This window comes from Streptomyces sp. NPDC001816 (assembly GCF_042892235.1).
In the GTDB taxonomy this organism is placed as follows: domain Bacteria; phylum Actinomycetota; class Actinomycetes; order Streptomycetales; family Streptomycetaceae; genus Streptomyces.
Map to the genome: position 1 here is coordinate 287,749 of NZ_JBIATY010000009.1, position 21,671 is coordinate 309,419.

General features: G+C 72.4%; 18 protein-coding genes. 14 read left to right on the plus strand and 4 right to left on the minus strand.

The genetic code is table 11. The features are described from left to right. Positions 1-102: 102 nt before the first annotated feature. The 3 genes from dxr to ispG all read left to right on the plus strand — a co-directional run bounded on the left by dxr (position 103) and on the right by ispG (position 3,996). Complete coding sequence (gene dxr, locus ACFYZZ_RS30390) at positions 103-1,368, plus strand: 1-deoxy-D-xylulose-5-phosphate reductoisomerase (RefSeq protein WP_389182549.1); 1,266 nt, start codon at positions 103-105, stop codon at positions 1,366-1,368. After that, on the plus strand, positions 1,365-2,669 hold the full coding sequence (locus ACFYZZ_RS30395; protein WP_389182552.1) for a M50 family metallopeptidase: 1,305 nt from the start codon (positions 1,365-1,367) through the stop codon (positions 2,667-2,669). The genes dxr and ACFYZZ_RS30395 overlap by 4 nt, the downstream gene beginning before the upstream one ends. Before the next feature lie 169 nt (positions 2,670-2,838). Beyond that, positions 2,839-3,996, plus strand: coding sequence for a flavodoxin-dependent (E)-4-hydroxy-3-methylbut-2-enyl-diphosphate synthase (ispG, locus tag ACFYZZ_RS30400; protein ID WP_386576405.1), 1,158 nt, complete (start codon positions 2,839-2,841; stop codon positions 3,994-3,996). A gap of 58 nt (positions 3,997-4,054) precedes the next feature. Here the strand turns inward: ispG and ACFYZZ_RS30405 are convergent, their stop codons facing one another. Continuing rightward, positions 4,055-4,792, minus strand: a complete 738-nt coding sequence (locus ACFYZZ_RS30405; protein ID WP_389182555.1) for a GNAT family N-acetyltransferase — start codon at positions 4,790-4,792, stop codon at positions 4,055-4,057. Positions 4,793-4,893: 101 nt separating this feature from the next. Between ACFYZZ_RS30405 and ACFYZZ_RS30410 the strand changes: the two genes are divergently transcribed. From ACFYZZ_RS30410 to ACFYZZ_RS30420, 3 genes are all read left to right on the plus strand, one after another. Then, entirely contained in the window at positions 4,894-5,742 is an 849-nt protein-coding gene (locus ACFYZZ_RS30410) for a GNAT family N-acetyltransferase (RefSeq protein WP_389182558.1), read from the plus strand. Between the two features lie 49 nt (positions 5,743-5,791). Then, complete coding sequence (locus ACFYZZ_RS30415) at positions 5,792-6,322, plus strand: GNAT family N-acetyltransferase (RefSeq protein WP_389182561.1); 531 nt, start codon at positions 5,792-5,794, stop codon at positions 6,320-6,322. Positions 6,323-6,396: 74 nt separating this feature from the next. After that, positions 6,397-8,103 carry a proline--tRNA ligase gene (locus ACFYZZ_RS30420; RefSeq protein WP_389182564.1) on the plus strand — a complete coding sequence of 569 codons (1,707 nt, stop codon included), beginning with the start codon at positions 6,397-6,399 and terminating at the stop codon, positions 8,101-8,103. 338 nt (positions 8,104-8,441) lie between these two features. Here ACFYZZ_RS30420 and ACFYZZ_RS30425 read toward each other — a convergent pair whose 3' ends face one another. From ACFYZZ_RS30425 to ACFYZZ_RS30435, 3 genes are read right to left on the minus strand one after another with little or no spacing between them, the layout of a single operon-like run. Then, positions 8,442-9,359 carry an aminoglycoside phosphotransferase family protein gene (locus ACFYZZ_RS30425; protein WP_389182567.1) on the minus strand — a complete coding sequence of 306 codons (918 nt, stop codon included), beginning with the start codon at positions 9,357-9,359 and terminating at the stop codon, positions 8,442-8,444. A 50-nt stretch (positions 9,360-9,409) separates the two neighbouring features. Further along, entirely contained in the window at positions 9,410-9,895 is a 486-nt protein-coding gene (locus ACFYZZ_RS30430; RefSeq protein WP_386576399.1) for a ferritin-like domain-containing protein, read from the minus strand. Continuing rightward, positions 9,892-10,428 (minus strand): hypothetical protein, encoded by a 537-nt coding sequence (locus ACFYZZ_RS30435; protein WP_389182570.1) that lies wholly within the window; start codon positions 10,426-10,428, stop codon positions 9,892-9,894. The genes ACFYZZ_RS30430 and ACFYZZ_RS30435 overlap by 4 nt, the downstream gene beginning before the upstream one ends. Before the next feature lie 233 nt (positions 10,429-10,661). On the opposite strand from ACFYZZ_RS30435, the gene rimP reads away from it, so the two are divergent. The 8 genes from rimP to ACFYZZ_RS30475 all read left to right on the plus strand — a co-directional run bounded on the left by rimP (position 10,662) and on the right by ACFYZZ_RS30475 (position 21,554). Continuing rightward, entirely contained in the window at positions 10,662-11,171 is a 510-nt protein-coding gene (gene rimP, locus ACFYZZ_RS30440) for a ribosome maturation factor RimP (RefSeq protein ID WP_389182573.1), read from the plus strand. A 2-nt stretch (positions 11,172-11,173) separates the two neighbouring features. After that, the gene (nusA, locus tag ACFYZZ_RS30445; protein ID WP_145885528.1) at positions 11,174-12,172 is read left to right on the plus strand and encodes a transcription termination factor NusA; all 999 of its coding nucleotides are present in this window, start codon (positions 11,174-11,176) and stop codon (positions 12,170-12,172) included. Between the two features lie 101 nt (positions 12,173-12,273). Further along, positions 12,274-12,555, plus strand: a complete 282-nt coding sequence (locus tag ACFYZZ_RS30450; protein WP_389182576.1) for a YlxR family protein — start codon at positions 12,274-12,276, stop codon at positions 12,553-12,555. A gap of 166 nt (positions 12,556-12,721) precedes the next feature. After that, positions 12,722-15,805: a translation initiation factor IF-2 gene (infB, locus tag ACFYZZ_RS30455; RefSeq protein ID WP_389182579.1), complete on the plus strand. Its 3,084-nt coding sequence runs from the start codon at positions 12,722-12,724 to the stop codon at positions 15,803-15,805. Between the two features lie 194 nt (positions 15,806-15,999). Beyond that, a complete protein-coding gene (locus ACFYZZ_RS30460) occupies positions 16,000-16,293 on the plus strand; it encodes a DUF503 domain-containing protein (RefSeq protein ID WP_067301563.1) in 294 nt (97 codons plus the stop codon). A 41-nt stretch (positions 16,294-16,334) separates the two neighbouring features. Then, positions 16,335-16,796, plus strand: coding sequence for a 30S ribosome-binding factor RbfA (gene rbfA / locus ACFYZZ_RS30465; protein WP_386576392.1), 462 nt, complete (start codon positions 16,335-16,337; stop codon positions 16,794-16,796). Then, the gene (gene truB / locus ACFYZZ_RS30470) at positions 16,793-17,698 is read left to right on the plus strand and encodes a tRNA pseudouridine(55) synthase TruB (RefSeq protein WP_389182583.1); all 906 of its coding nucleotides are present in this window, start codon (positions 16,793-16,795) and stop codon (positions 17,696-17,698) included. Before rbfA ends, truB begins: the two co-directional genes overlap by 4 nt. Before the next feature lie 271 nt (positions 17,699-17,969). Then, the gene (locus ACFYZZ_RS30475) at positions 17,970-21,554 is read left to right on the plus strand and encodes a trypsin-like peptidase domain-containing protein (protein ID WP_389182586.1); all 3,585 of its coding nucleotides are present in this window, start codon (positions 17,970-17,972) and stop codon (positions 21,552-21,554) included. Positions 21,555-21,671 lie beyond the last annotated feature (117 nt).

Consider the following 21,671-nt stretch of genomic DNA (forward strand, 5'->3'; position numbering starts at 1 on the left):
TCACAAACGGAGAACCACCCCATCCGGCAACGAAAGCTGCTAACGCACCCGCCCGAGGGATGCCCTGTCCGATCGCCCGCGGCCAGCGGCCACAATGGGGGGATGACCGACAGTCCCGCCAGTCCCGCACCCCTCGCCGACCCGCACCTCGTGTACGACCCCCTCGCGGGAGACGGCCCGAAGGACGTGGTGATCCTCGGCTCCACCGGGTCCATCGGAACCCAGGCCATCGACCTCGTGCTGCGCCACCCCGACCGCTTCCGGGTCACCGCCCTCTCCGCGAACGGCGCCCGCACGGCCCTGCTCGCCGAGCAGGCGCACCGGCTGCGGGTACGGACCGTGGCGGTCGCCCGCGAGGACGCCGTACCGGCCCTGCGCGAGGCGCTGACCGAGCAGTACGGCGCCGGGGAGCCGCTCCCCGAGATCCTCGCCGGACCGGACGCGGCCACCCAGGTCGCCGCCTCCGACTGCCACACCGTGCTCAACGGGATCACCGGGTCCATCGGCCTCGCGCCCACCCTGGCCGCCCTGGAGGCGGGCCGCACCCTCGCGCTCGCCAACAAGGAGTCGCTGATCGTCGGCGGCCCGCTGGTCAAGGCCCTCGCCAAGCCCGGGCAGATCATCCCGGTCGACTCCGAGCACGCCGCGCTCTTCCAGGCCCTCGCCTCCGGCACCCGCGCCGACGTGCGCAAGCTGGTCGTCACCGCCTCCGGCGGCCCCTTCCGCGGCCGCACCAGGGCCGAGCTGGCGAACGTCACCGTCGAGGACGCCCTCGCGCACCCCACCTGGGCCATGGGCCCGGTGATCACGATCAACTCCGCGACCCTCGTCAACAAGGGCCTGGAAGTCATCGAGGCGCACCTGCTCTACGACATTCCCTTCGACCGCATTGAGGTCGTCGTGCATCCCCAGTCGTATGTTCACTCGATGGTCGAGTTCACCGACGGATCCACGATCGCCCAGGCGACGCCCCCCGACATGCGAGGGCCGATCGCCATCGGTCTGGGCTGGCCCGAACGCGTTCCCGACGCGGCGCCCGCCTTCGACTGGAGCAAGGCCTCCACCTGGGAGTTCTTCCCGCTGGACAACGAGGCCTTCCCCTCGGTGAACCTCGCCCGACACGTGGGGCAGCTCGCGGGGACCGCCCCGGCGGTGTTCAATGCGGCCAACGAGGAGTGTGTCGAGGCCTTCCGCACCGGCGCACTGCCCTTCAACGGCATCATGGAGACCGTCACCCGGGTGGTCGAGGAGCACGGCACCCCGGTCACGGGAACCTCACTCACCGTGTCGGACGTCCTCGAAGCGGAGACCTGGGCGCGGGCCCGGGCGCGCGAACTGACAGACCGGACCGCGGAGGCGCGTGCATGACGACCTTGATGTTCATCCTCGGCATAGTGGTCTTCGTGGTCGGCCTGCTGGTCTCGATCGCCTGGCACGAGCTGGGGCACCTGTCCACGGCCAAGCTCTTCGGCATCCGCGTACCGCAGTACATGGTCGGCTTCGGCCCGACCATCTGGTCGCGGCACAAGGGCGAGACCGAGTACGGCATCAAGGCCATCCCGCTCGGCGGCTACATCCGCATGATCGGCATGTTCCCGCCCGACGAGGCCGGCCGGGTCTCCGCCCGCTCCACTTCCCCGTGGCGCAGCATGATCGAGGACGCCCGCTCGGCGGCCTTCGAGGAGATCAAGCCGGGTGACGAGACGCGCATGTTCTACACGCGCAAGCCGTGGAAGCGCGTCATCGTCATGTTCGCGGGCCCGTTCATGAACCTGATCCTCGCGATCGGTCTGTTCCTGACCGTGCTGATGGGCTTCGGCATCCAGCAGGAGACCACCACCGTCGAGTCCGTCTCGCCCTGCGTCATCGCGCAGAGCCAGCACCGCGACACCTGCAAGAAGTCCGACCCGGCCTCCCCGGCCCAGGCCGCCGGCGTGAAGAACGGCGACAAGATCGTCTCCTTCGACGGCAAGCCGACCGAGGAGTGGAACACGCTGTCCGACCTCATCCGCGACAGCGCCGGCAAGGAGGTCGCGATCGTCGTCGACCGCAAGGGCCAGGAGCTGACCCTGCACGCGAAGATCGCCACCAACCAGGTCGCCAAGAAGGACTCCAGCGGCGCCTACGTCCAGGGTGAGTACGTCAAGGCCGGCTTCCTCGGCTTCAGCCCGGCCCAGGGTGTCGTCAAGCAGGACTTCGGCCAGTCCGTGACCTGGATGACCGACCGGGTCGGCGACGCCGTCGACTCCCTCGTCGCCCTGCCCGGCAAGATCCCGGCCCTGTGGGACGCGGCCTTCGGCAACGGCCCGCGCGAGCCGGACTCCCCGATGGGCATCGTCGGCGCGGCCCGGGTCACCGGCGAGATCGCCACGCTGGACATCCCGGCCTCGCAGCAGCTGGCCATGGCCGTCTTCGTGGTCGCCGGGTTCAACCTCTCCCTGTTCCTGTTCAACATGCTCCCGCTGCTCCCGCTCGACGGCGGGCACATCGCGGGCGCCCTGTGGGAGTCCCTCAGGAAGAGCGTGGCCCGGGTGCTGCGCCGCCCGGACCCCGGTCCGTTCGACGTGGCCAAGCTGATGCCGGTGGCGTACGTGGTGGCCGGGATCTTCGTCTGCTTCACCATCCTGGTGCTGATCGCGGACGTGGTTAACCCCGTGAAAATCTCGTAGCCATCCGACGTTCGAGGCGGCCCGGGGCCTTGTGTTCCGGGCCGCCTTCCAATGAGTGGGTTTGCCGGGTGGGATGTGCTCGGCCCGGGGCCCGTGCCGTAATCTCGAAGCCTGGAGCCCGCCGTTCACGGGACCGGACCTTGATCCACGACTTGGGGTTGCACAGCAGATGACTGCGATTTCTCTCGGCATGCCGTCCGTTCCGACCAAGCTCGCCGAGCGCCGGAAGAGCCGGCAGATCCAGGTCGGATCCGTGGCGGTCGGCGGAGACGCGCCCGTCTCGGTCCAGTCGATGACCACGACCCGTACGTCCGACATCGGCGCCACCCTCCAGCAGATCGCCGAGCTGACCGCGTCCGGCTGCCAGATCGTCCGCGTCGCCTGCCCCACCCAGGACGACGCCGACGCCCTCGCGACCATCGCCAGGAAGTCGCAGATCCCGGTCATCGCCGACATCCACTTCCAGCCGAAGTACGTGTTCGCGGCCATCGAGGCCGGCTGCGCCGCCGTCCGCGTCAACCCCGGCAACATCAAGCAGTTCGACGACAAGGTCAAGGAGATCGCCAAGGCCGCCAAGGAGCACGGCACCCCGATCCGCATCGGCGTCAACGCCGGCTCCCTGGACCGCCGCCTGCTCCAGAAGTACGGCAAGGCGACCCCCGAGGCCCTGGTCGAGAGCGCCCTGTGGGAGGCCTCCCTCTTCGAGGAGCACGATTTCCGCGACATCAAGATCTCGGTCAAGCACAACGACCCGGTCGTGATGATCGAGGCCTACCGCCAGCTCGCCGAGCAGTGCGACTACCCGCTCCACCTGGGCGTCACCGAGGCCGGCCCCGCCTTCCAGGGCACCATCAAGTCCGCGGTCGCCTTCGGCGCACTGCTCAGCCAGGGCATCGGCGACACCATCCGCGTGTCCCTGTCGGCGCCGCCCGCCGAGGAGGTCAAGGTCGGCCTCCAGATCCTGGAGTCCCTGAACCTCAAGCAGCGCGGCCTGGAGATCGTCTCCTGCCCGTCCTGCGGCCGCGCCCAGGTCGACGTCTACAAGCTCGCCGAAGAGGTCACCGCCGGCCTGACCGGCATGGAGGTCCCGCTGCGCGTCGCCGTCATGGGCTGTGTCGTCAACGGCCCCGGCGAGGCCCGCGAGGCCGACCTCGGCGTCGCCTCCGGCAACGGCAAGGGCCAGATCTTCGTCAAGGGCGAGGTCATCAAGACCGTCCCCGAGTCCAAGATCGTGGAGACCCTCATCGAGGAGGCCATGAAGCTCGCCGAGCAGATGGAGGCGGAGGGCATCGCCTCCGGCGAGCCGTCCGTCTCGGTCGCGGGCTGACGCGGTACCACTCCGGGGGCGGTCGACCTCCTGCAAGGCCGATCGCCCCGCCGCCTGTTCAGCAGTGGCGCATCCAGACGTTGGGCTCCCGGTACACGCCCTCGTCCGTATCCCGGTCGACGTGCAGCAGGCTCAGCCCGTCCGGGATCACGTACGCACCGGACTCCGGGAGGGCGAGGCCCGTCCAGCCCTCCCACTCGGCGACCGTGCCGGTCATCGTCTGCGACTGTGGCGCCGCCGCCAGGATCTCGGCACCGAGACGCTCGTGCGTCCGTATCCACGGGTCGAGTGCGGCACCGTCGGGCCGCCGCCACCACATGAACGTCTCGACGGGCGTCACCGGATACCGCGCCTTCGTCGTCGGCCGCACCGGCGCGATCACCCGGCACAGCCCCGCCTCCCGGGCCGTCTCCCGCAGCGCGGTCAGTGTCCGGCCCGCCAGCCCGCGCCCCTTCAGCGACGGGGTGACGACGGCCCCGCAGATCACCAGCGTGTCCGGCTCGACGCCCTGCTCCCGCCCCTCCACGGCCCGCACCAGCGCGTCCGTGTATCCCGAGGGAAGAGTGTCGACCCGCCCGTCCCACCGCACCGGCACACCCCACCCGCCGGCGACCGGTACCCCGTCCTCGTCCACGAGCATCAGATCCAGGGCCGCGAAGAACTCCCGCACCCGGCCCATGTACGCCTTCACCAGCCGATCGGCCGTGATGAACTGCGGAAATCCCTCACTGAACAGCTCCGCGAGCTGCTCCTCGGAGCGGCTGCGGGCGTCGGCACGTTCGGCTGTCAAGATCATGCGCCGTTGGTAGCACAGGGCCCGGCTCGACGAGGCAGCGCGGCACAAATTCGGCAGGTACAGTGCGGAGATCAGCAGACCCCAGTGTGAGGCCCCCGCGCGTGTTGACCCAGACGACCTCCCGGGTCCTCGAACCGAGCGACCTGGATGCCGCGCTCGCCGTCCTCGACCGCGAGCCGGTCGCGAACGCCTTCGTGACGTCCCGGGTGCAGATCGCCGGGCTCGACCCCTGGCGCCTCGGCGGCGAGATGTGGGGCTGGTACGAGGACGGCATGCTCACGTCCCTGTGCTACGCGGGCGCCAACCTGGTCCCGATCTGCGCCTCCCCGCGAGCCGTCCGCGCCTTCGCCGACCGCGCCCGCAGGGCCGGCCGCCGCTGCTCCTCCATCGTCGGGCCGGCCGGATCCACCGCCCAGCTGTGGCGCCTGCTCGAACCGCACTGGGGCCCGGCCCGCGAGGTCCGCGCCCACCAGCCCCTGATGGTCACCGACCGCATGCCCGCCGACATCGCCCCGGATCCCTACGTCCGCCGCATCCGCAAGGACGAGATGGAGACGATCATGCCGGCGTGCGTGGCGATGTTCACCGAGGAGGTCGGCGTCTCGCCGCTGGCCGGCGACGGCGGCCTGCTCTACCAGGCCCGGGTCGCCGAACTGGTCGGCTCCGGCCGCTCCTTCGCCCGCCTCGACGAACACGGCAAGGTCGTCTTCAAGGCGGAGATCGGTGCGGCGACGTCCCAGGCCTGCCAGATCCAGGGCGTGTGGGTGGCACCCGAGTACCGCGGCCGGGGCCTCGCGGCACCCGGCATGGCAGCCGTCCTGCGCTACGCGCTGGCCGACGTGGCTCCGGTGGTGAGCCTCTACGTCAACGACTTCAACACGGCGGCGAGGCGGACCTACCGGCGCGTGGGCTTCCAGGAGGTCGGCGCCTTCATGAGCGTTCTCTTCTGAGACAACCGCGGGGCGGCCGCCCCAGGGGCGCCCCCTGTACGCTCCCCGCATGGACCTCGTGATCGGCCCCCTGGACCTCTCGGCGCACGTCGACGAGGCCCTCGCCGTCCAAGCCGTCGCCTTCGGACTCGGCCCGGACGAGGTCGCCGTACGCCGCCAGATCGTCCAGCGCCACATGCAGTACCCGGGTGCCAGGGCCCTCGGTGCGACCGTCGGCGGACTGCTCGTCGGCTTCGTCTACGGCATGCCCAACTCCCGCACCCACTGGTGGTCCACGGTCGTGGAGCCCTACCTGCGCGCCCAGCACAACGACTGCTGGCTGGACGACTCCTTCGTCATCACCGAGCTGCACGTGCACCCCGACCACCAGAACCGCGGCATCGGCCGCCGTCTGATCACCACCATCACCGACGGCGCCGCCGAACCCCGCTCGATCCTCTCCGCGATCGACACTGACAGCCCGGCCCGCGGCCTCTACCACTCCCTCGGCTACGTCGACCTCGCCCGGCAGGTCCACTTCCCGAGCGCGCCCCGGCCGTACGCCGTGATGGGCGCCCCTCTGCCACTGCGTCGGCGTTAACCGATTTCCACCGGAACAGGCAGCCCGGCTAACCTCCTATGCCATCACCCTTACCCGGCAGGAGTACGAGAACCATGGCGAACGCACCGGTCCAGCGCATGTCCCAGTTGATGGCGAAGACGCTGCGCGACGACCCGGCGGACGCCGAGGTCCTCAGCCACAAGCTCCTCGTCCGTGCCGGCTACGTCCGTCGCACCGCCGCCGGCATCTGGAGCTGGCTGCCCCTCGGCAAGAAGGTCTTCTCCAACGTGGAGCGGATCGTCCGCGAGGAGATGGACGCGATCGGTGCCCAGGAGGTGCTGCTTCCCGCGCTGCTGCCCCGGGAGCCGTACGAGGCGACCGGCCGCTGGGACGAGTACGGCCAGGAGCTGTTCCGGCTCAAGGACCGCAAGGGCGGCGACTACCTCCTCGGCCCCACCCACGAGGAGATCTTCACCCTCCTGGTCAAGGACCAGTGCACGTCCTACAAGGACCTGCCGGTGATCCTGTACCAGATCCAGACCAAGTTCCGTGACGAGGCCCGCCCCCGCGCCGGCATCCTGCGCGGCCGTGAGTTCCAGATGAAGGACTCCTACTCCTTCGACCTGGACGACGAGGGCCTCGGCAAGTCCTACGCCCTGCACCGCGAGGCCTACCGGCGCACCTTCGAGCGCCTCGGCCTCGACTACCGCATCGTCGCCGCCACCGCCGGCGCGATGGGCGGCTCCAAGTCCGAGGAATTCCTGGCCCCGGCCGAGGCCGGCGAGGACACCTTCGCGGACTGCCCGAACTGCGACTTCGCCGCCAACACCGAGGCGATCAGCTACGAGCTCAAGCCGGTGGACGGCTCGGCCGTGCCCGCGCTCGAGGAGATCCCCACCCCCGACACCCCGACCATCGAGACGCTGGCCGCCTCCCTCGGCGTCCCGGCCTCCGCCACGCTGAAGAACCTGCTGGTCAAGGTGGACGGCGAGATCGTCGCCGTGGGCGTGCCCGGTGACCGCGAGGTCGACCTGGGCAAGGTCGAGGAGCACTTCGCCCCGGCGGTCGTCGAGATGGTCACCGAGGCGGACTTCTCGGGCCGCCCGGACCTGGTCCGTGGCTACGTCGGCCCGCAGGGCCTGGGCGAGAAGGTCAAGTACATCGCCGACCCGCGCGTGGCCCCCGGCACCGCCTGGATCACCGGCGCCAACAAGGAGCACACGCACGCCAAGAACGTCGTCGCCGGCCGTGACTTCGAGGTCGACGAGTACGTGGACGTCGTCGTGGTCCTGGAGGGCGACCCCTGCCCGAAGTGCGGCACCGGCCTGAAGCTGGACCGCGCCATCGAGATCGGCCACATCTTCCAGCTGGGCCGCAAGTACGCCGACGCCCTCAAGCTCGACGTCCTCGGCCAGAACGGCAAGCCGGTCCGCGTCACCATGGGCTCCTACGGCATCGGCGTCTCCCGCGCCGTCGCCGCGCTCGCCGAGCAGACCGCCGACGACAAGGGCCTGTGCTGGCCCAAGGAGGTCGCCCCGGCCGACGTGCACGTCGTCGCCGCCGGCAAGGCCCTGCAGACCGAGCTGGCGCTCGACGTCGCCGACAAGCTGGCCGCCGCGGGCGTCCGGGTCCTGGTGGACGACCGGGCCGGGGTCTCCCCGGGCGTGAAGTTCACCGACGCCGAGCTGATCGGCGTACCGCAGATCCTGGTGGCCGGCCGCCGCTCCGGCGAGGGCGTGCTGGAGCTGAAGGACCGCAAGACGGGTGAGCGCGAGGAACTCTCCGTCGAGGACGCCATCGCCCGCCTGACGGCGCAGTAAAGAAAACAGGGTTCTCTCAGGCCGTTCCCCGACCGTGGGACGTGACACAGCGTCACGGTCGCCACAGGAGGGGAACGGCCATGGACACCAGGGAACGGGGCGCTGCGGCAGCGGTCCGCAGCGGAGCCCGCCGGACGGCGAACGCCGCGGCCGCGCTCACGCTGCATGGGCGGCCGACCCGGCCGTGGCCACGCTGGCGGCCTGCCCGCAGGGCGGAGAGGGACTGTCCGGCGCCGGCTTTCAAACGGAGGGCCAGTTCAACACCCCAGGGGCGTGGGGCGGTGTCTGATGTGCGGCTCCCGCCGCGTGGGCGCGACCAGCCCCCCTCAGCCAACCCGCTAAAGCCAACCCGCGAACTCCAACAACAGCTCCGCATCCTTCGGCCGGCCAACCCGAAGCGCGCGAACCCCCGACTCCACGGCCCGGAACAACGTCCACCCCCGCAGCCGCTCCAGATCCACATCCAGCGACTCGGCAAGCCGCTTGATCCGCCGCCGAGTGGTCGCCGCCCCCGACGGCGTCGCGATCAGATCCTCCACCCGATCCCGCACCAGCCGGGCCAGATCGAACGCACACTCACCGACGACCGGATCCGGCCCCACGGCCAGCCACGGCATCCGCTCCCCGGCGAGCACCTTGCTCTGCCGGAACGTGCCGTGCAGCAGCCGATGCTCAGGCGCGGACGCCGACAACTCCTCGCGCGCACCCACAGCGGCGTCGACCAGGTCCGCCACTTCGGCGAACGCGGACGCAGTCGCCCGCATCGCCTCCGCCTGCCGTCCCGTCCGCTCGGCCACCGTCTCGAAAGCGTGGGCCGTGTCGCCGACGGGTGGCTCCACCCACAGCCGCCGCAGCGTCCCCGCCGCCTCCAGCAGCGCCTTCGCCTCGGGCAGCGACCGCACCGACACGTCCGGGTGCAGCCGCTCCAGCAGCAGCACCCCCTCGGCGGCGTCCTCGGTGTCCGTCTCCAGGAGCTGTACGGCGCCCAGGCCGGCCCAGTGCGCCAGCGCCGCCCGCTCGCTCTCGGGGCGGGCCCGGGGCGGGGCCAGCTTCAGTACCGCCGGGCTGTCGTCCGTCCGCCGGACCAGCACCACCAGGCTGCTGCGCCCGCCGGGCACCTGGACCCGCTCCACGGTCAACTCGCGCCGGGCGACCGCCCGTTCGGCCGCCCCGGGCAGCCGCGTCAGCCAGTCGTCCCCGGCCGGTGCCGTCTCACCGAGCGCCCGCACCAGCCGCTGGGGCGGTTCGAAAGCCATGCGCGAGTTGTTCCCTTCCTCCTGGGCCTGCCGTAGGGGCGGCTACACGATCACGTCGTCGGGGACGCCGAGGTACGGGGTCCGGCCGCACCTGATTCGTCACCGGCCCGCTCGGCGAGCCCAGGGAAGGCTACGCTCTCCCCGCTCCAGCGCACCGCCCGCACCGCTGCCTCGCGCAGCGCCGCGGCCGCCGAGGCGCGCCGCGCGCCGGTCGCCGCCCGCACCAGGTCCGCGTACACCCCGGCCACCCGCTCCTCCAACTCGGCGGCCAGCCGCACCGCGGCGGCCGCGTCCGGCACCTGGAACGGCAGCGCGTACGCGGCGCTCGCGGCGACCGGCTGGGTGCCCAGGTCGCGCACCTCTCGCACCAGCGCGTCCCGGCGGGCCCGGTGCGCGTCGTACGCCGCCCGTGCGTCGGTCCGCCGCCGCTGGTCGATCCGCCCGCCGACGACGCCGTAGCCGTACACCGCCGCGTGCTCCGCGGCCAGTGCCGCCTGCAGCGCGGTCAGTTCGGCCTTGCGGGTCTCGTCGCTCACCTGGCCCCCTCGGTCAGCAGGTACGCGTGGGCCGCCCCGGCCGCCGCCACCGACGCCATCAGCCGGGCCAGTTCGCCCGGCACGTCCAGCAGGGCCTTGGTCCGCCGGTCGGCGAGGCCGCGCTCGGCGGCGGCGAGATCGGCGAGGGCGTCCTTCTCGGAGGCCGGCACGGCCTGAGGCGTCGCCGTGGAGGCCGCCGGGGAAGGGGATCCGGTGGCCGTGGGGGAGGGGGACCCGGTGGCCGTGGTGCCGCCGAACGCCTTCGCGTGCGCCGCGACTTCGGCGCGCAGCGGGCGCAGTCGCTCGGCCAGCGCCGGATGGGCGGCGAGGACGGCGTCGTAGCGCGCCAGCAGCCCCGCGCTGTCCTTGGCCGCACGCGCGCGTGCCCGTTCGGTCGCCGAGGGAGTGTCGCCACCGCCCCCGGAGTCCGGATCGGCCGAACAGCCCACGAGCAGGGCGGCCCCGGCGGCCGAGGCGAAAAGGGTCCTTCTGCGCGGCCCCGAGGGGGTGCGCGGCGGCGGGGGGTACGGCACTGCAGACGTCCTCGGGGAACTCGTACGAAAGGAGACTACGAAAGGAATAACTACGAAAGGAAGACAGCCAAAGGGCGGCACGCCCGTGATCACGGTACCCGCGCACCCCGCGCACACCACTCACCGGCACCGCGCGTACACAGGTGGACGGCAACACTCCCCTCGACCGGATACCCTTTGACCAGACACGCGACCCATCCCACAACAGCACACGCGGCCGAGGAGTCACCCGGATGAGCACCACCCAGAGCGAGAGGCTGCGAGAGCTTCTGGAACCGCTCGTCACCTCCCAGGGGCTGGATCTCGAGGAGATCGCCGTGGACTCCGTCGGACGCAAGCGGGTGCTGCGCGTGGTCGTCGACTCCGACACCGGAGCGGATCTGGACGCCATCGCCGATGTGAGCCGCGCGCTCTCGGCGAAGCTCGACGAGACCAACGCGATGGGCGACGCCGCGTACGACCTGGAGGTCGGAACGCCGGGCGCGGAGCGCCCGCTCAGCGAGTACCGGCACTTCGTGCGCGCCACCGACCGGCTCGTGAAGTTCCAGCTGGCCGAGGACGGCGAGCTGGTCGCCCGGATCCTGAAGGCCGACGAGGACGGTCTCGACGTCGAGGTGCCCGGGGTGAAGGGCCGCAAGGCGACCACCCGTCGGCTCGGCTTCCCGGAGATCGCCAAGGCGCGCGTTCAGGTCGAGTTCAACCGCAAGGACAAGAAGGACATGAAGGAAGAGGAGGAGGCGTAGCCGTGGACATCGACATGAGCGCCCTGCGGGGCTTGGTTCGGGAGAAGGAGATCTCCTTCGACCTGCTGGTCGAGGCGATCGAGTCGGCCCTCCTCATCGCCTACCACCGCACCGAGGGAAGCCGCCGGCACGCGCGCGTGGAGCTCAACCGGGAGACCGGGCATGTGACCGTGTGGGCGAAGGAGGATCCCGAGGACCTGGAGGAGGGGCAGGAGCCGCGCGAGTTCGACGACACCCCGTCGGGCTTCGGGCGGATCGCCGCCACCACCGCCAAGCAGGTGATCCTGCAGCGGCTGCGTGACGCCGAGGACGACGCCACGCTCGGCGAGTACGCGGGGCGCGAGGGCGACATCGTCACCGGAGTGGTCCAGCAGGGCCGCGACCCGAAGAACGTGCTCGTGGACATCGGCAAGCTGGAAGCCATCCTGCCGGTGCAGGAGCAGGTGCCCGGCGAGACGTACCCGCACGGCATGCGGCTGCGCTCGTACGTCGTACGGGTGGCCAAGGGTGTGCGCGGCCCGTCCGTGACCCTCTCCCGTACGCACCCCAACCTGGTGAAGAAGCTCTTCGCCCTGGAGGTGCCGGAGATCGCCGACGGGTCGGTCGAGATCGCGGCCATCGCCCGCGAGGCCGGTCACCGCACCAAGATCGCCGTACGGTCCACCCGTTCGGGCCTGAACGCCAAGGGTGCCTGCATCGGCCCCATGGGCGGCCGGGTGCGCAACGTGATGGGCGAGCTGAACGGCGAGAAGATCGACATCGTCGACTGGTCGGACGACCCGGCCGAGATGGTGGCGAACGCCCTGTCACCCGCTCGGGTGAGCAAGGTGGAGGTCGTCGACATGGCCTCCCGCTCCGCCCGGGTGACCGTGCCGGACTACCAGCTGTCGCTGGCGATCGGCAAGGAAGGACAGAACGCCCGGCTCGCGGCCCGGCTCACCGGCTGGCGGATCGACATCCGTCCGGACACCGAGCAGGCCGGGGAGCGTCCCGGGGAATAGATCTCGGCCGTCTGTCGCTGAGATCACGTCAGCCTGTAGCAAGCAACTGTTCGACTTTTCCCCCGAAGGGGTGAGGTCGGTGCGGGGAGGTAGACTTAGCAGTGTCTGGCCGGACGCGAGCCCGCGCATGCCCTGAGCGCACCTGTGTGGGGTGCAGGCAGCGAGCGGCCAAGGACGATCTGCTGCGGGCCGTGGCGGATCAGGAACAGTGCGTTCCCGATCCTCGCGGTACGCTGCCCGGCCGGGGTGCCTATGTACACCCCGACCCGGTCTGTCTCGACCAGGCGGTGCGCCGCCGGGCGTTCCCTCGGGCGCTACGCGTCCCCGGGCCGCTCGACATAAAGGCGTTGCGTCAGTACATCGAGCAGACAGACAGTTGCTGAGCAGGCAACACAGTAGGAAAGCGAGCCGTGCGGAACCCCCCGTGCGGCCCGGTACCTCGCGAGTCGAAAGCAGGTCGAGATTGCGATGAGCACTCGATGAGTACGCGATGAGTACGCCCATGAACTAACGACGGTCCGGCTTCAACCCGGACCTCAAAGGAGCGAAGTGGCTAAGGTCCGGGTCTACGAACTCGCCAAGGAGTTCGGTGTCGAGAGCAAGGTCGTCATGGCCAAGCTCCAGGAACTCGGTGAATTCGTCCGTTCGGCGTCTTCCACCATCGAAGCGCCCGTTGTACGTAAGCTGACCGACGCCTTCCAGGGCGGCTCCGGCAAGTCCGCCGGCAAGCCCGCCCCGCGCAAGGCCGCCCCCAAGCCCGCCGCGCCCTCTCCGGCGCAGGCGGCCCGTCCGGCTGCCCCGAAGCCGGCGGCCCCCAAGCCTCCGACGGCACCGCAGCCCGCCGCTCCGGCGGTGGCTGCGACTCCGTCGGCCCCGTTGTCCCCCGCGCCCGGCCCGCGTCCGGTTCCGGGCCCGAAGCCCGCGCCGCGCCCGGCCCCGGCCGCCCCGGAGTTCACCGCTCCGCCGGCCGCTCCGGCCGCGCAGGCCCCGCAGGCTCCGGCCGCCCAGGGTCCGCGTCCCGGCGCCCGTCCTGGTGCCCCGAAGCCCGGCGGTCGTCCGGCCGGTCCCGGCCAGGGCCAGGCCCGTCCGGGTCAGGGTGCCCCGCGCGCCGGTGGGCAGGCCCGTCCCGGTGCCCGTCCGTCCGGTCCGCGCCCGGGCAACAACCCCTTCACCTCCGGTGGCTCCACCGGCATGGCGCGCCCGCAGGCGCCCCGCCCGCAGGGCGGACCTCGTCCTGGCGGCGGCCATGGCGGTCCCGGTGCTCCCGGCGCCGGTCCCCGTCCGCAGGGCCCCGGTGCCCAGGGCGGCGGTCCGCGTCCGCAGGCTCCGGGCGGTTCCCGTCCGTCGCCCGCCGGTATGCCCCGTCCGCAGGGTGCCGGTGGCGGTCCGCGTCCCGGCGGCGGCCCCCGTCCGAACCCCGGCATGATGCCGCAGCGTCCCGCTGCCGGCCCGCGTCCCGGTGGCGGTGGCCCCGGCGGCCGCGGTCCTGGTGGCGGCGGTCGTCCCGGTGGCGGTGGCGGTCGTCCGGGCGGCGGCTTCGCCGGTCGTCCGGGTGGCGGTGGCGGCGGCTTCGCCGGTCGTCCCGCGGGTCCGGGTGGCGGTGGCGGCGGCTTCGCCGGCCGTCCCGGTGGTGGTGGTCCCGGCGGTGGCGGCGGTGGCCGTCCCGGCTTCGGTGGCCGTCCCGGCGGTCCCGGTGGCCGCGGTGGCACGCAGGGCGCCTTCGGCCGTCCCGGTGGTCCCGCGCGTCGCGGCCGCAAGTCGAAGCGGCAGCGTCGCCAGGAGTACGAGGCCATGCAGGCCCCGAGCGTCGGCGGCGTGATGCTGCCGCGCGGCAACGGCGAGACCATCCGTCTCTCCCGCGGCGCGTCGCTCACCGACTTCGCGGAGAAGATCAACGCCAACCCGGCGTCCCTCGTCGCGGTCATGATGAACCTCGGCGAGATGGTCACGGCCACGCAGTCCGTCTCCGACGAGACGCTGCAGCTCCTCGCCGACGAGATGAACTACGCGGTTCAGATCGTCAGCCCGGAGGAGGAGGACCGCGAGCTGCTCGAGTCCTTCGACATCGAGTTCGGCGAGGACGAGGGCGACGAGGAGGACCTGGTGGTCCGTCCGCCGGTCGTCACCGTCATGGGTCACGTCGACCACGGTAAGACCCGACTGCTCGACGCCATCCGCAAGACGAACGTCATCGCGGGCGAGGCCGGCGGCATCACCCAGCACATCGGTGCCTACCAGGTCTCGACCGAGGTCAACGACGAAGAGCGCAAGATCACCTTCATCGACACCCCGGGTCACGAGGCGTTCACCGCCATGCGTGCCCGTGGTGCGAAGTCGACCGACATCGCGATCCTGGTCGTCGCGGCCAACGACGGCGTCATGCCGCAGACGGTCGAGGCGCTCAACCACGCCAAGGCGGCGGACGTCCCGATCGTCGTCGCGGTCAACAAGATCGACGTCGAGGGTGCCGACCCGACCAAGGTGCGCGGTCAGCTGACCGAGTACGGCCTGGTGGCCGAGGAGTACGGCGGCGACACGATGTTCGTCGACATCTCCGCCAAGCAGGGTCTGCACATCGACTCGCTGCTGGAGGCCGTGGTCCTCACCGCGGACGCCTCGCTCGACCTGCGGGCCAACCCGGCCCAGGACGCGCAGGGCATCTCGATCGAGTCCCGTCTCGACCGCGGCCGTGGTGCCGTGGCGACGGTCCTCGTCCAGCGAGGCACGCTGCGGGTCGGCGACACGATGGTCGTGGGCGACGCCTACGGCCGAGTCCGCGCCATGCTCGACGACAACGGCAACAACGTCGCCGAGGCGGGCCCGTCGACGCCGGTCCAGGTCCTGGGTCTGACCAACGTCCCGGGTGCCGGCGACAACTTCCTCGTGGTCGAGGAGGACCGTACGGCCCGCCAGATCGCGGAGAAGCGCGCCGCCCGTGAGCGCAACGCGGCCTTCGCGAAGCGCACGCGCCGCGTGTCCCTCGAGGACCTGGACAAGGTGCTCAAGGCCGGCGAGATCCAGCAGCTGAACCTGATCATCAAGGGTGACGCTTCCGGTTCCGTCGAGGCCCTCGAGTCCTCCCTGCTCCAGCTGGATGTCGGCGAAGAGGTCGACATCCGCGTCCTGCACCGCGGCGTCGGTGCGGTCACGGAGTCCGACATCGACCTGGCGATGGGCTCCGACGCCATCGTGATCGGCTTCAACGTCCGTGCGGCCGGCCGCGCGGCGCAGATGGCCGAGCGCGAGGGTGTGGACGTCCGGTACTACTCGGTCATCTACCAGGCGATCGAGGAGATCGAGGCGGCCCTCAAGGGCATGCTCAAGCCGGAGTACGAGGAGGTCGAGCTCGGTACGGCGGAGATCCGCGAGGTCTTCAAGTCGTCCAAGCTGGGCAACATCGCCGGTGTCCTCATCCGCTCGGGCGAGGTCAAGCGCAACACCAAGGCGCGCCTCATCCGCGACGGCAAGGTGGTCGCGGAGAACCTCAACATCGAGGGCCTGCGTCGCTTCAAGGACGACGTCACCGAGATCCGCGAAGGCTACGAGGGTGGTATCAACCTCGGAAACTTCAACGACATCAAGATCGACGACGTCATCGCGACGTACGAGATGCGGGAGAAGCCGCGGGCGTAACGCCCCCGGTTCGCGCTGGCCGACGGGACCCCGGTCCTGTCGGCCAGCGCGCCGTTCCCGGGCTTCGAGCGCAGTCCGGGGTGCGGTAAAACCCCGTCGAGCCTCCGGCAGGAACGGGGTACCGTTCTTGATGACCCCGGCCACACGGACCCGGGGCCATCGATCCCGTACCGGCGGGTGAACCGGATACACACATGTACGTGGGGACTCTGTCCTTCGACCTCCTCCTCGGCGACGTCCACTCGCTGAAGGAGAAGCGCTCCGTCGTCCGCCCGATCGTCGCCGAACTCCAGCGGAAGTACGCGGTGAGCGCGGCCGAGGTGGACCACATGGACCTTCACCGGCGAACGATCATCGGCCTGGCCATGGTCTCCGGCGACGCGGCGCACCTCACCGACGTACTGGACCGGTGCGAACGGCTGGTCGCCGGCCGCCCCGAAGTGGAACTGCTGTCCGTGCGGCGGCGCTTCCACGGCGACGACGACTGACCCACAGAACGCAACAAGAAGAAAGAACGGGAGACGGACCAGTGGCCGACAACGCGCGGGCGAAAAGGCTGGCGGACCTCATCCGGGAGGTGGTGGCCCAGAAGCTGCAGCGCGGGATCAAGGACCCGCGGCTCGGCTCGCACGTCACCATCACGGACACCCGGGTCACGGGTGACCTGCGGGAGGCGACCGTCTTCTACACGGTCTACGGGGACGACGAGGAGCGGCAGGCCGCGGCCGCCGGCCTGGAGAGCGCCAAGGGCATCCTGCGCTCCGAGGTCGGCCGCGCGGCGGGCGTGAAGTTCACGCCGACCCTCACCTTCGTCGCGGACGCCCTTCCGGACACCGCCCGGACCATCGAGGACCTCCTCGACAAGGCACGGCAGTCCGACGCGAAGGTCCGTGAGGCCTCCGCGGGCGCGGCGTACGCGGGCGGCGCCGACCCGTACCGCAAGCCGGCCGAGGACGAGAGCGCCGAGACGGACGGCGACGCCGCGGAATGACCCAGAAGCACACCACGCCCGACGGCCTTGTCATCGTCGACAAGCCGTCGGGCTTCACTTCGCACGACGTGGTCGCCAAGATGCGCGGCATCGCACGCACCCGCCGCGTCGGCCACGCCGGCACCCTCGACCCGATGGCGACCGGCGTCCTCGTCCTCGGTGTGGAGCGCGCCACCAAGCTCCTCGGGCACCTCGCCCTCACCGAGAAGGAATACCTGGGCACCATCCGCCTGGGCCAGAACACGCTCACCGACGACGCCGAGGGAGACATCACCTCCTCCACCGACGCGTCCAAGGTGACCCGGGACGCCATCGACGCCGGCATCGCCAAGCTGACCGGCGACATCATGCAGGTGCCGTCCAAGGTCAGCGCCATCAAGATCGACGGCGTGCGGTCGTACAAGCGGGCCCGCGAGGGCGAGGACTTCGAGATCCCCGCCCGGCCGGTGAACGTCTCCTCCTTCGCGGTGTACGACGTCCGGGACGCCGTCGCCGACGACGGCACCGCCGTGCTCGACCTGGTCGTCTCGGTGGTCTGCTCCTCCGGTACCTACATCCGCGCCCTCGCCCGCGACCTGGGCGCCGACCTGGGCGTCGGCGGCCACCTCACCGCGCTGCGCCGCACCCGCGTCGGGCCGTACAAGCTCGACTCCGCGAAGACGCTGGACCAGCTCCAGCAGGAGCTGACCGTGATGCCGATCGCCGAGGCCGCCGCGGCCGCGTTCCCGCGCTGGGACGTGGACGCCAAGCGCGCCCGGCTGCTCCTCAACGGCGTCCGGCTGGAGATGCCCGAGGCGTACGCGGGCGTCGGCAGCGTCGCCGTCTTCGACCCCGAGGGCCGCTTCCTCGCTCTTGTCGAGGAGCACAAGGGCAAGGCGAAGAGCCTGGCCGTCTTCGGCTGACCGGCGTCCGGACCGCGCCGCGCCATGGAGCCCAGTCCGTGGAGCGGCGGCCACGGGGTACTGCCCTTGCCGCCGCTCCACGGTCCCCCCTCGGTTCCCCCACCCCTAGGGTGTATCCAGCCGCCCCCGCCTATTCACCCGACCGGGCAGGCGCTCGGAGTGAAGCGGGGGAGCGGAAGGGGGCGCTTTCACTTCGCGTGCTGTTCCGCTGATCACCGCGCCCCTACCGTCGATCACGAGGGCGCGTGTGTACGGGCGGGGAGGTACGGCCATGGCGGGTCGGGGCGGCGAGGCGAACCGTACCGGCGTATTCGGCCGGGCACGGGACGATTTCGGCCGGGATCGGGACGACTTCGGCCGGGCCCGGGACGAGGGCCACGACGAGGGCCACAGAGACCACGACGAGAGCCGCGGGGACGGCACGCACTGCGCCGGCGACCCTGCTCGCACAGACGTCACACACGTCCTCGTCCGGATCCGCGACCTGGCCGGCCGCCCCCGCGGGGTCGGCTTCCTGGCCGATCATCACGGCACCCTGCTCACCAGCCACGAGGCCGTCGACGGACTCGCCCGGCTGGTCCTGCATACCGCAACGGACCGCACCTGCGTGGTCGGCGCCGACGCCGTCACCCCGCTGCCCGCGCTCGGCCTGGCCCTGGTCCGCACCGAGGACCTGGGCGTGGACCCCCTCCCGCTGACCGTCCGGGAACGTGTCGAGGCCGGCACCTACGTCCGGGTCGCCGCGGGCTGCTGGCGCGAGGCACGTGTGCTCGCCGCCACCCAGGTGACGTACACCGCCACCGACCGCTTCCACCTGATCGAGGACGCCCTGGAACTGGCCATCGGCACGGCCGGCCGGGACGCGCTCCGGCTCGGCGGCGGCGCCTCTGGGGGACCGGTGCTGGACGCGGGGACCGGCGCGGTCGTGGGCGTCCTCGGCACCGCCCTGCACTCCGACCGGCGCGACGCCGGCTTCGCGGTGCCGCTGCGCCCGGCCGACGGCCCGCTGGCCGAGCTGCTCGCCCGCAACGCGGCCACCGTGCCCGCCTACGGCGCCGACCTCAACCTGGCCGGCGTCCTGGAGCTGACCGCCACCTCGGTGGGCCAGGACGGCCCCGCGGGTGCCCTCGCCGGGTACGTCGGCAGCACCGGTCCCGGCCGTGTGCAGCCGGTCGAACGCGCCGACGCGGTAAGGGAGTTGTCCGCCTTCGCCGACAACAGCGGGAGTGCCGCCGTGCTCGGCCTGGTCGGCGCCCCGGGCAGCGGTCGTACGACGGAACTCGCGGCCCTCGCCGCCCGCCGGGGCCGAACCGAGCGGCCCGCGCCCACGCTGTGGCTGCGCGGCGCCGACCTGAGGGACGCCGACGACTCCGTGGCCGACGCGGCCCGCCGCTCCCTGCGGCGCGCCGTCCGGATCGTCGCCGCCGCCCGCTCCGTGCACCCCGCCGACCTCGGCGACCTCACCCCCGAGCGGCTGGCCCGCCTCGCCGGGCAGGCAGGCCGCCCGCTGCTGCTCCTGCTCGACGGCCCCGAGGAGATGCCCCCCGTCCTCGCCCACCGGCTGCCCAAGTGGACCCGGGGGACGGCCGGGTGGCTGCGGGAGACCGGGGCGCGGCTGGTGGTGGCCTGCCGGGAGGAGTACTGGGAGCGTGCCGGGGCCGAGTTCCCGGCGGACCTGCTCCACGGGCCGGCATGTGTGCGGCTCGCCGACCTCACCCAGGACGAGGCTCGCCGTGCCCGGGCCCGCTACGGCGTCCCCGACGGCGCCCTCATCGACCGCGACGCCCGGCACCCGCTCACCCTGCGCCTCCTCTCCGAGGTCCGCGCCGCCCTCCCGGACGCCCCGCCCGCCGGGCCGCTCGACCGGCACGAGGTCTTCGCCGCCCACCTCGACCTGATGTGCCTGCGCATCGCGGTCCGCCTCGCCGCCGAGAACGGGCTGCGCGGCACGGCCGTACGGCGGCTCGCGGCCCGGGTGGCCGGGCAGGTGCACGAGGCCGCCCGGCGCAGTCTCGGCCCCGGCCAGGGCGAGCTGGACCGGGCCTCCTTCGAGGCGGTGTTCCCCTGGGGGCCCGCCCCGGCCCGGCTCGGCGGCGGCTCAGGCTGGGCCTCCGCCGTCCTCACCGAAGGCCTCCTGGTCCCGGCCGGCGCCGGGTACAGGTTCGCCCACGAGGAGCTGGCCGACTGGATCCAGGGCATCCACCTCGACCTTGACGAGGCCCTGCACGCCCTGGTCCACCGCCCCCGCACCCCGCAGGGAGCCCACCCGCTCCCCGTCCCGCACCACCGCGTCGGCCCGGTCGTCCAGGCCCTGCTCCTCCTCGGCCGCCAACAGGGAGCGCGCCAACTCTCCTTCCGGCTCCGGGAGTTGGTGGACGCCCTGGATCTGGACCCCACCTCCTGGTGGGCCGCCCGGCTGCTCGCCCGCACCCTCCTCCAGGTCCCGGACGCGACGCCGTACACGGAGGTGCTCCGCCTCCTGGCCGACCACGTCGTCGCCTGGAGCCTGGGCGGGCGGCCCGTACCGTCCGAGTTCGGCCCCGCCTTCTGGACCGCCCTGCCCCTCCCGGAAGCGGAGCGCTTCACACTGCTGCGGGAGCTGGTCCTCGCGGACCGGGAACCGTCGGAGCCGGCGTGCGCCGCCGCGGGCGAGCGCCACCTGGATGCCGTGGCCCGGCTGCTCGCCGCCGCACCCGGCGCCGTACAGCCGCAGCTCACCCGCTGGTTCGACGACGAGCGGCCGCTGCCCGCGACCCCGCACGCCACCGTGGCGACCGCAGCGCAGGCCCTGCTGCACACGCACCGGCACGGAGCCCTGGACGATCTCACCGAGGTGCTCGTGGAGAGCGCGCACCCCAGGGCCGACGAGCTGCTCACCGGCCTCGCCGAGGACGAGCCCTCGGCGGTCTGCCGGGCCGTCGACCGCTGGGCCCACGACGAGCGCCCCGCCCGCCGGGCGGCCGCCGTGGCGTACGGGCTGCGCGCGGCTCCCCACGTCCGCTCGGCGGCCGACCGCGAACTGCTCCGCTACGCCGCCCTCGCCCTGCTCGCCCGCCCCGCCGACCGCACCCTGCACGGCGGCGCCCTCGCCGTCCTGGTACGCGACCCGGACACCCGCGACCGTCATCTCGCCGAGGCCCTGCGCCACTTCGCCGACGGCGACCCGCAGTTCCCGCCCGGCGTCCTGGTCCCGGCCCTGACCAGCCACCCCGAGCCCGTCCTCGACGCCTTCCGCGCCCGTCTGCGCGGCGGCCCGGACGCCGGGGAGACGCTCCGCACGCTCGCCGACGTCACCACCCCGGCCCTGGCCCGCCGGGTCGCCGCCCTCGTCCGGGAGGCGGTGGGGCTGCGGCCGGAGACCGCCGGGCACGTGGCCGCGTACGTCGACCGCTGCCTCGACCGGGGCCCCGCCGCCCGCCCCGTCCTGCTGCCCCTGGTCACCGGCCTCCTCGACGGCGGCCCCGAAGGGGTCCGGGCGGCCCTCGCCACCGTGCTCGCCGCCCCCGGCACCCCCGCCTCCCGCCCGCTGCGCCGCGAGCTGCTGGACTTCCTGCTCGCCCACGAGCACGAGCCGGACGTCCTGGACGCCGTCCTGCAGGCGGCGGCCCCGCACGGCGAGGGCCGGGACGCGGAGCTGCGCGCACTGGTCCACCGCACCGGCCTCCTCCTCGTCCGCACCCCCGACGGCGCGACCCGGTTCGACTGGGGCCTGGTCGTCCTGTCCCGGCACGTGCCCGGCTTCGCCGCACGGATGGCCCGCTGGCTGGGCGAGACCCCTCAGGACTGGGTCGCGGTGGTGGGCCCCAGCGCCCGCCGCATGATCGAGAACCTGGCGGGCGTGCGCGTACCGGCCTGAGCGCCCGCCGCGAACGTGCGCCCGGTCACAGCCCCGATGCCGATGCGGGCCCCGGGCACCCGGCATGGCACCCTTAGACCTGCACAAGAGGTCAACGGTAGATACGGACACGGGTTC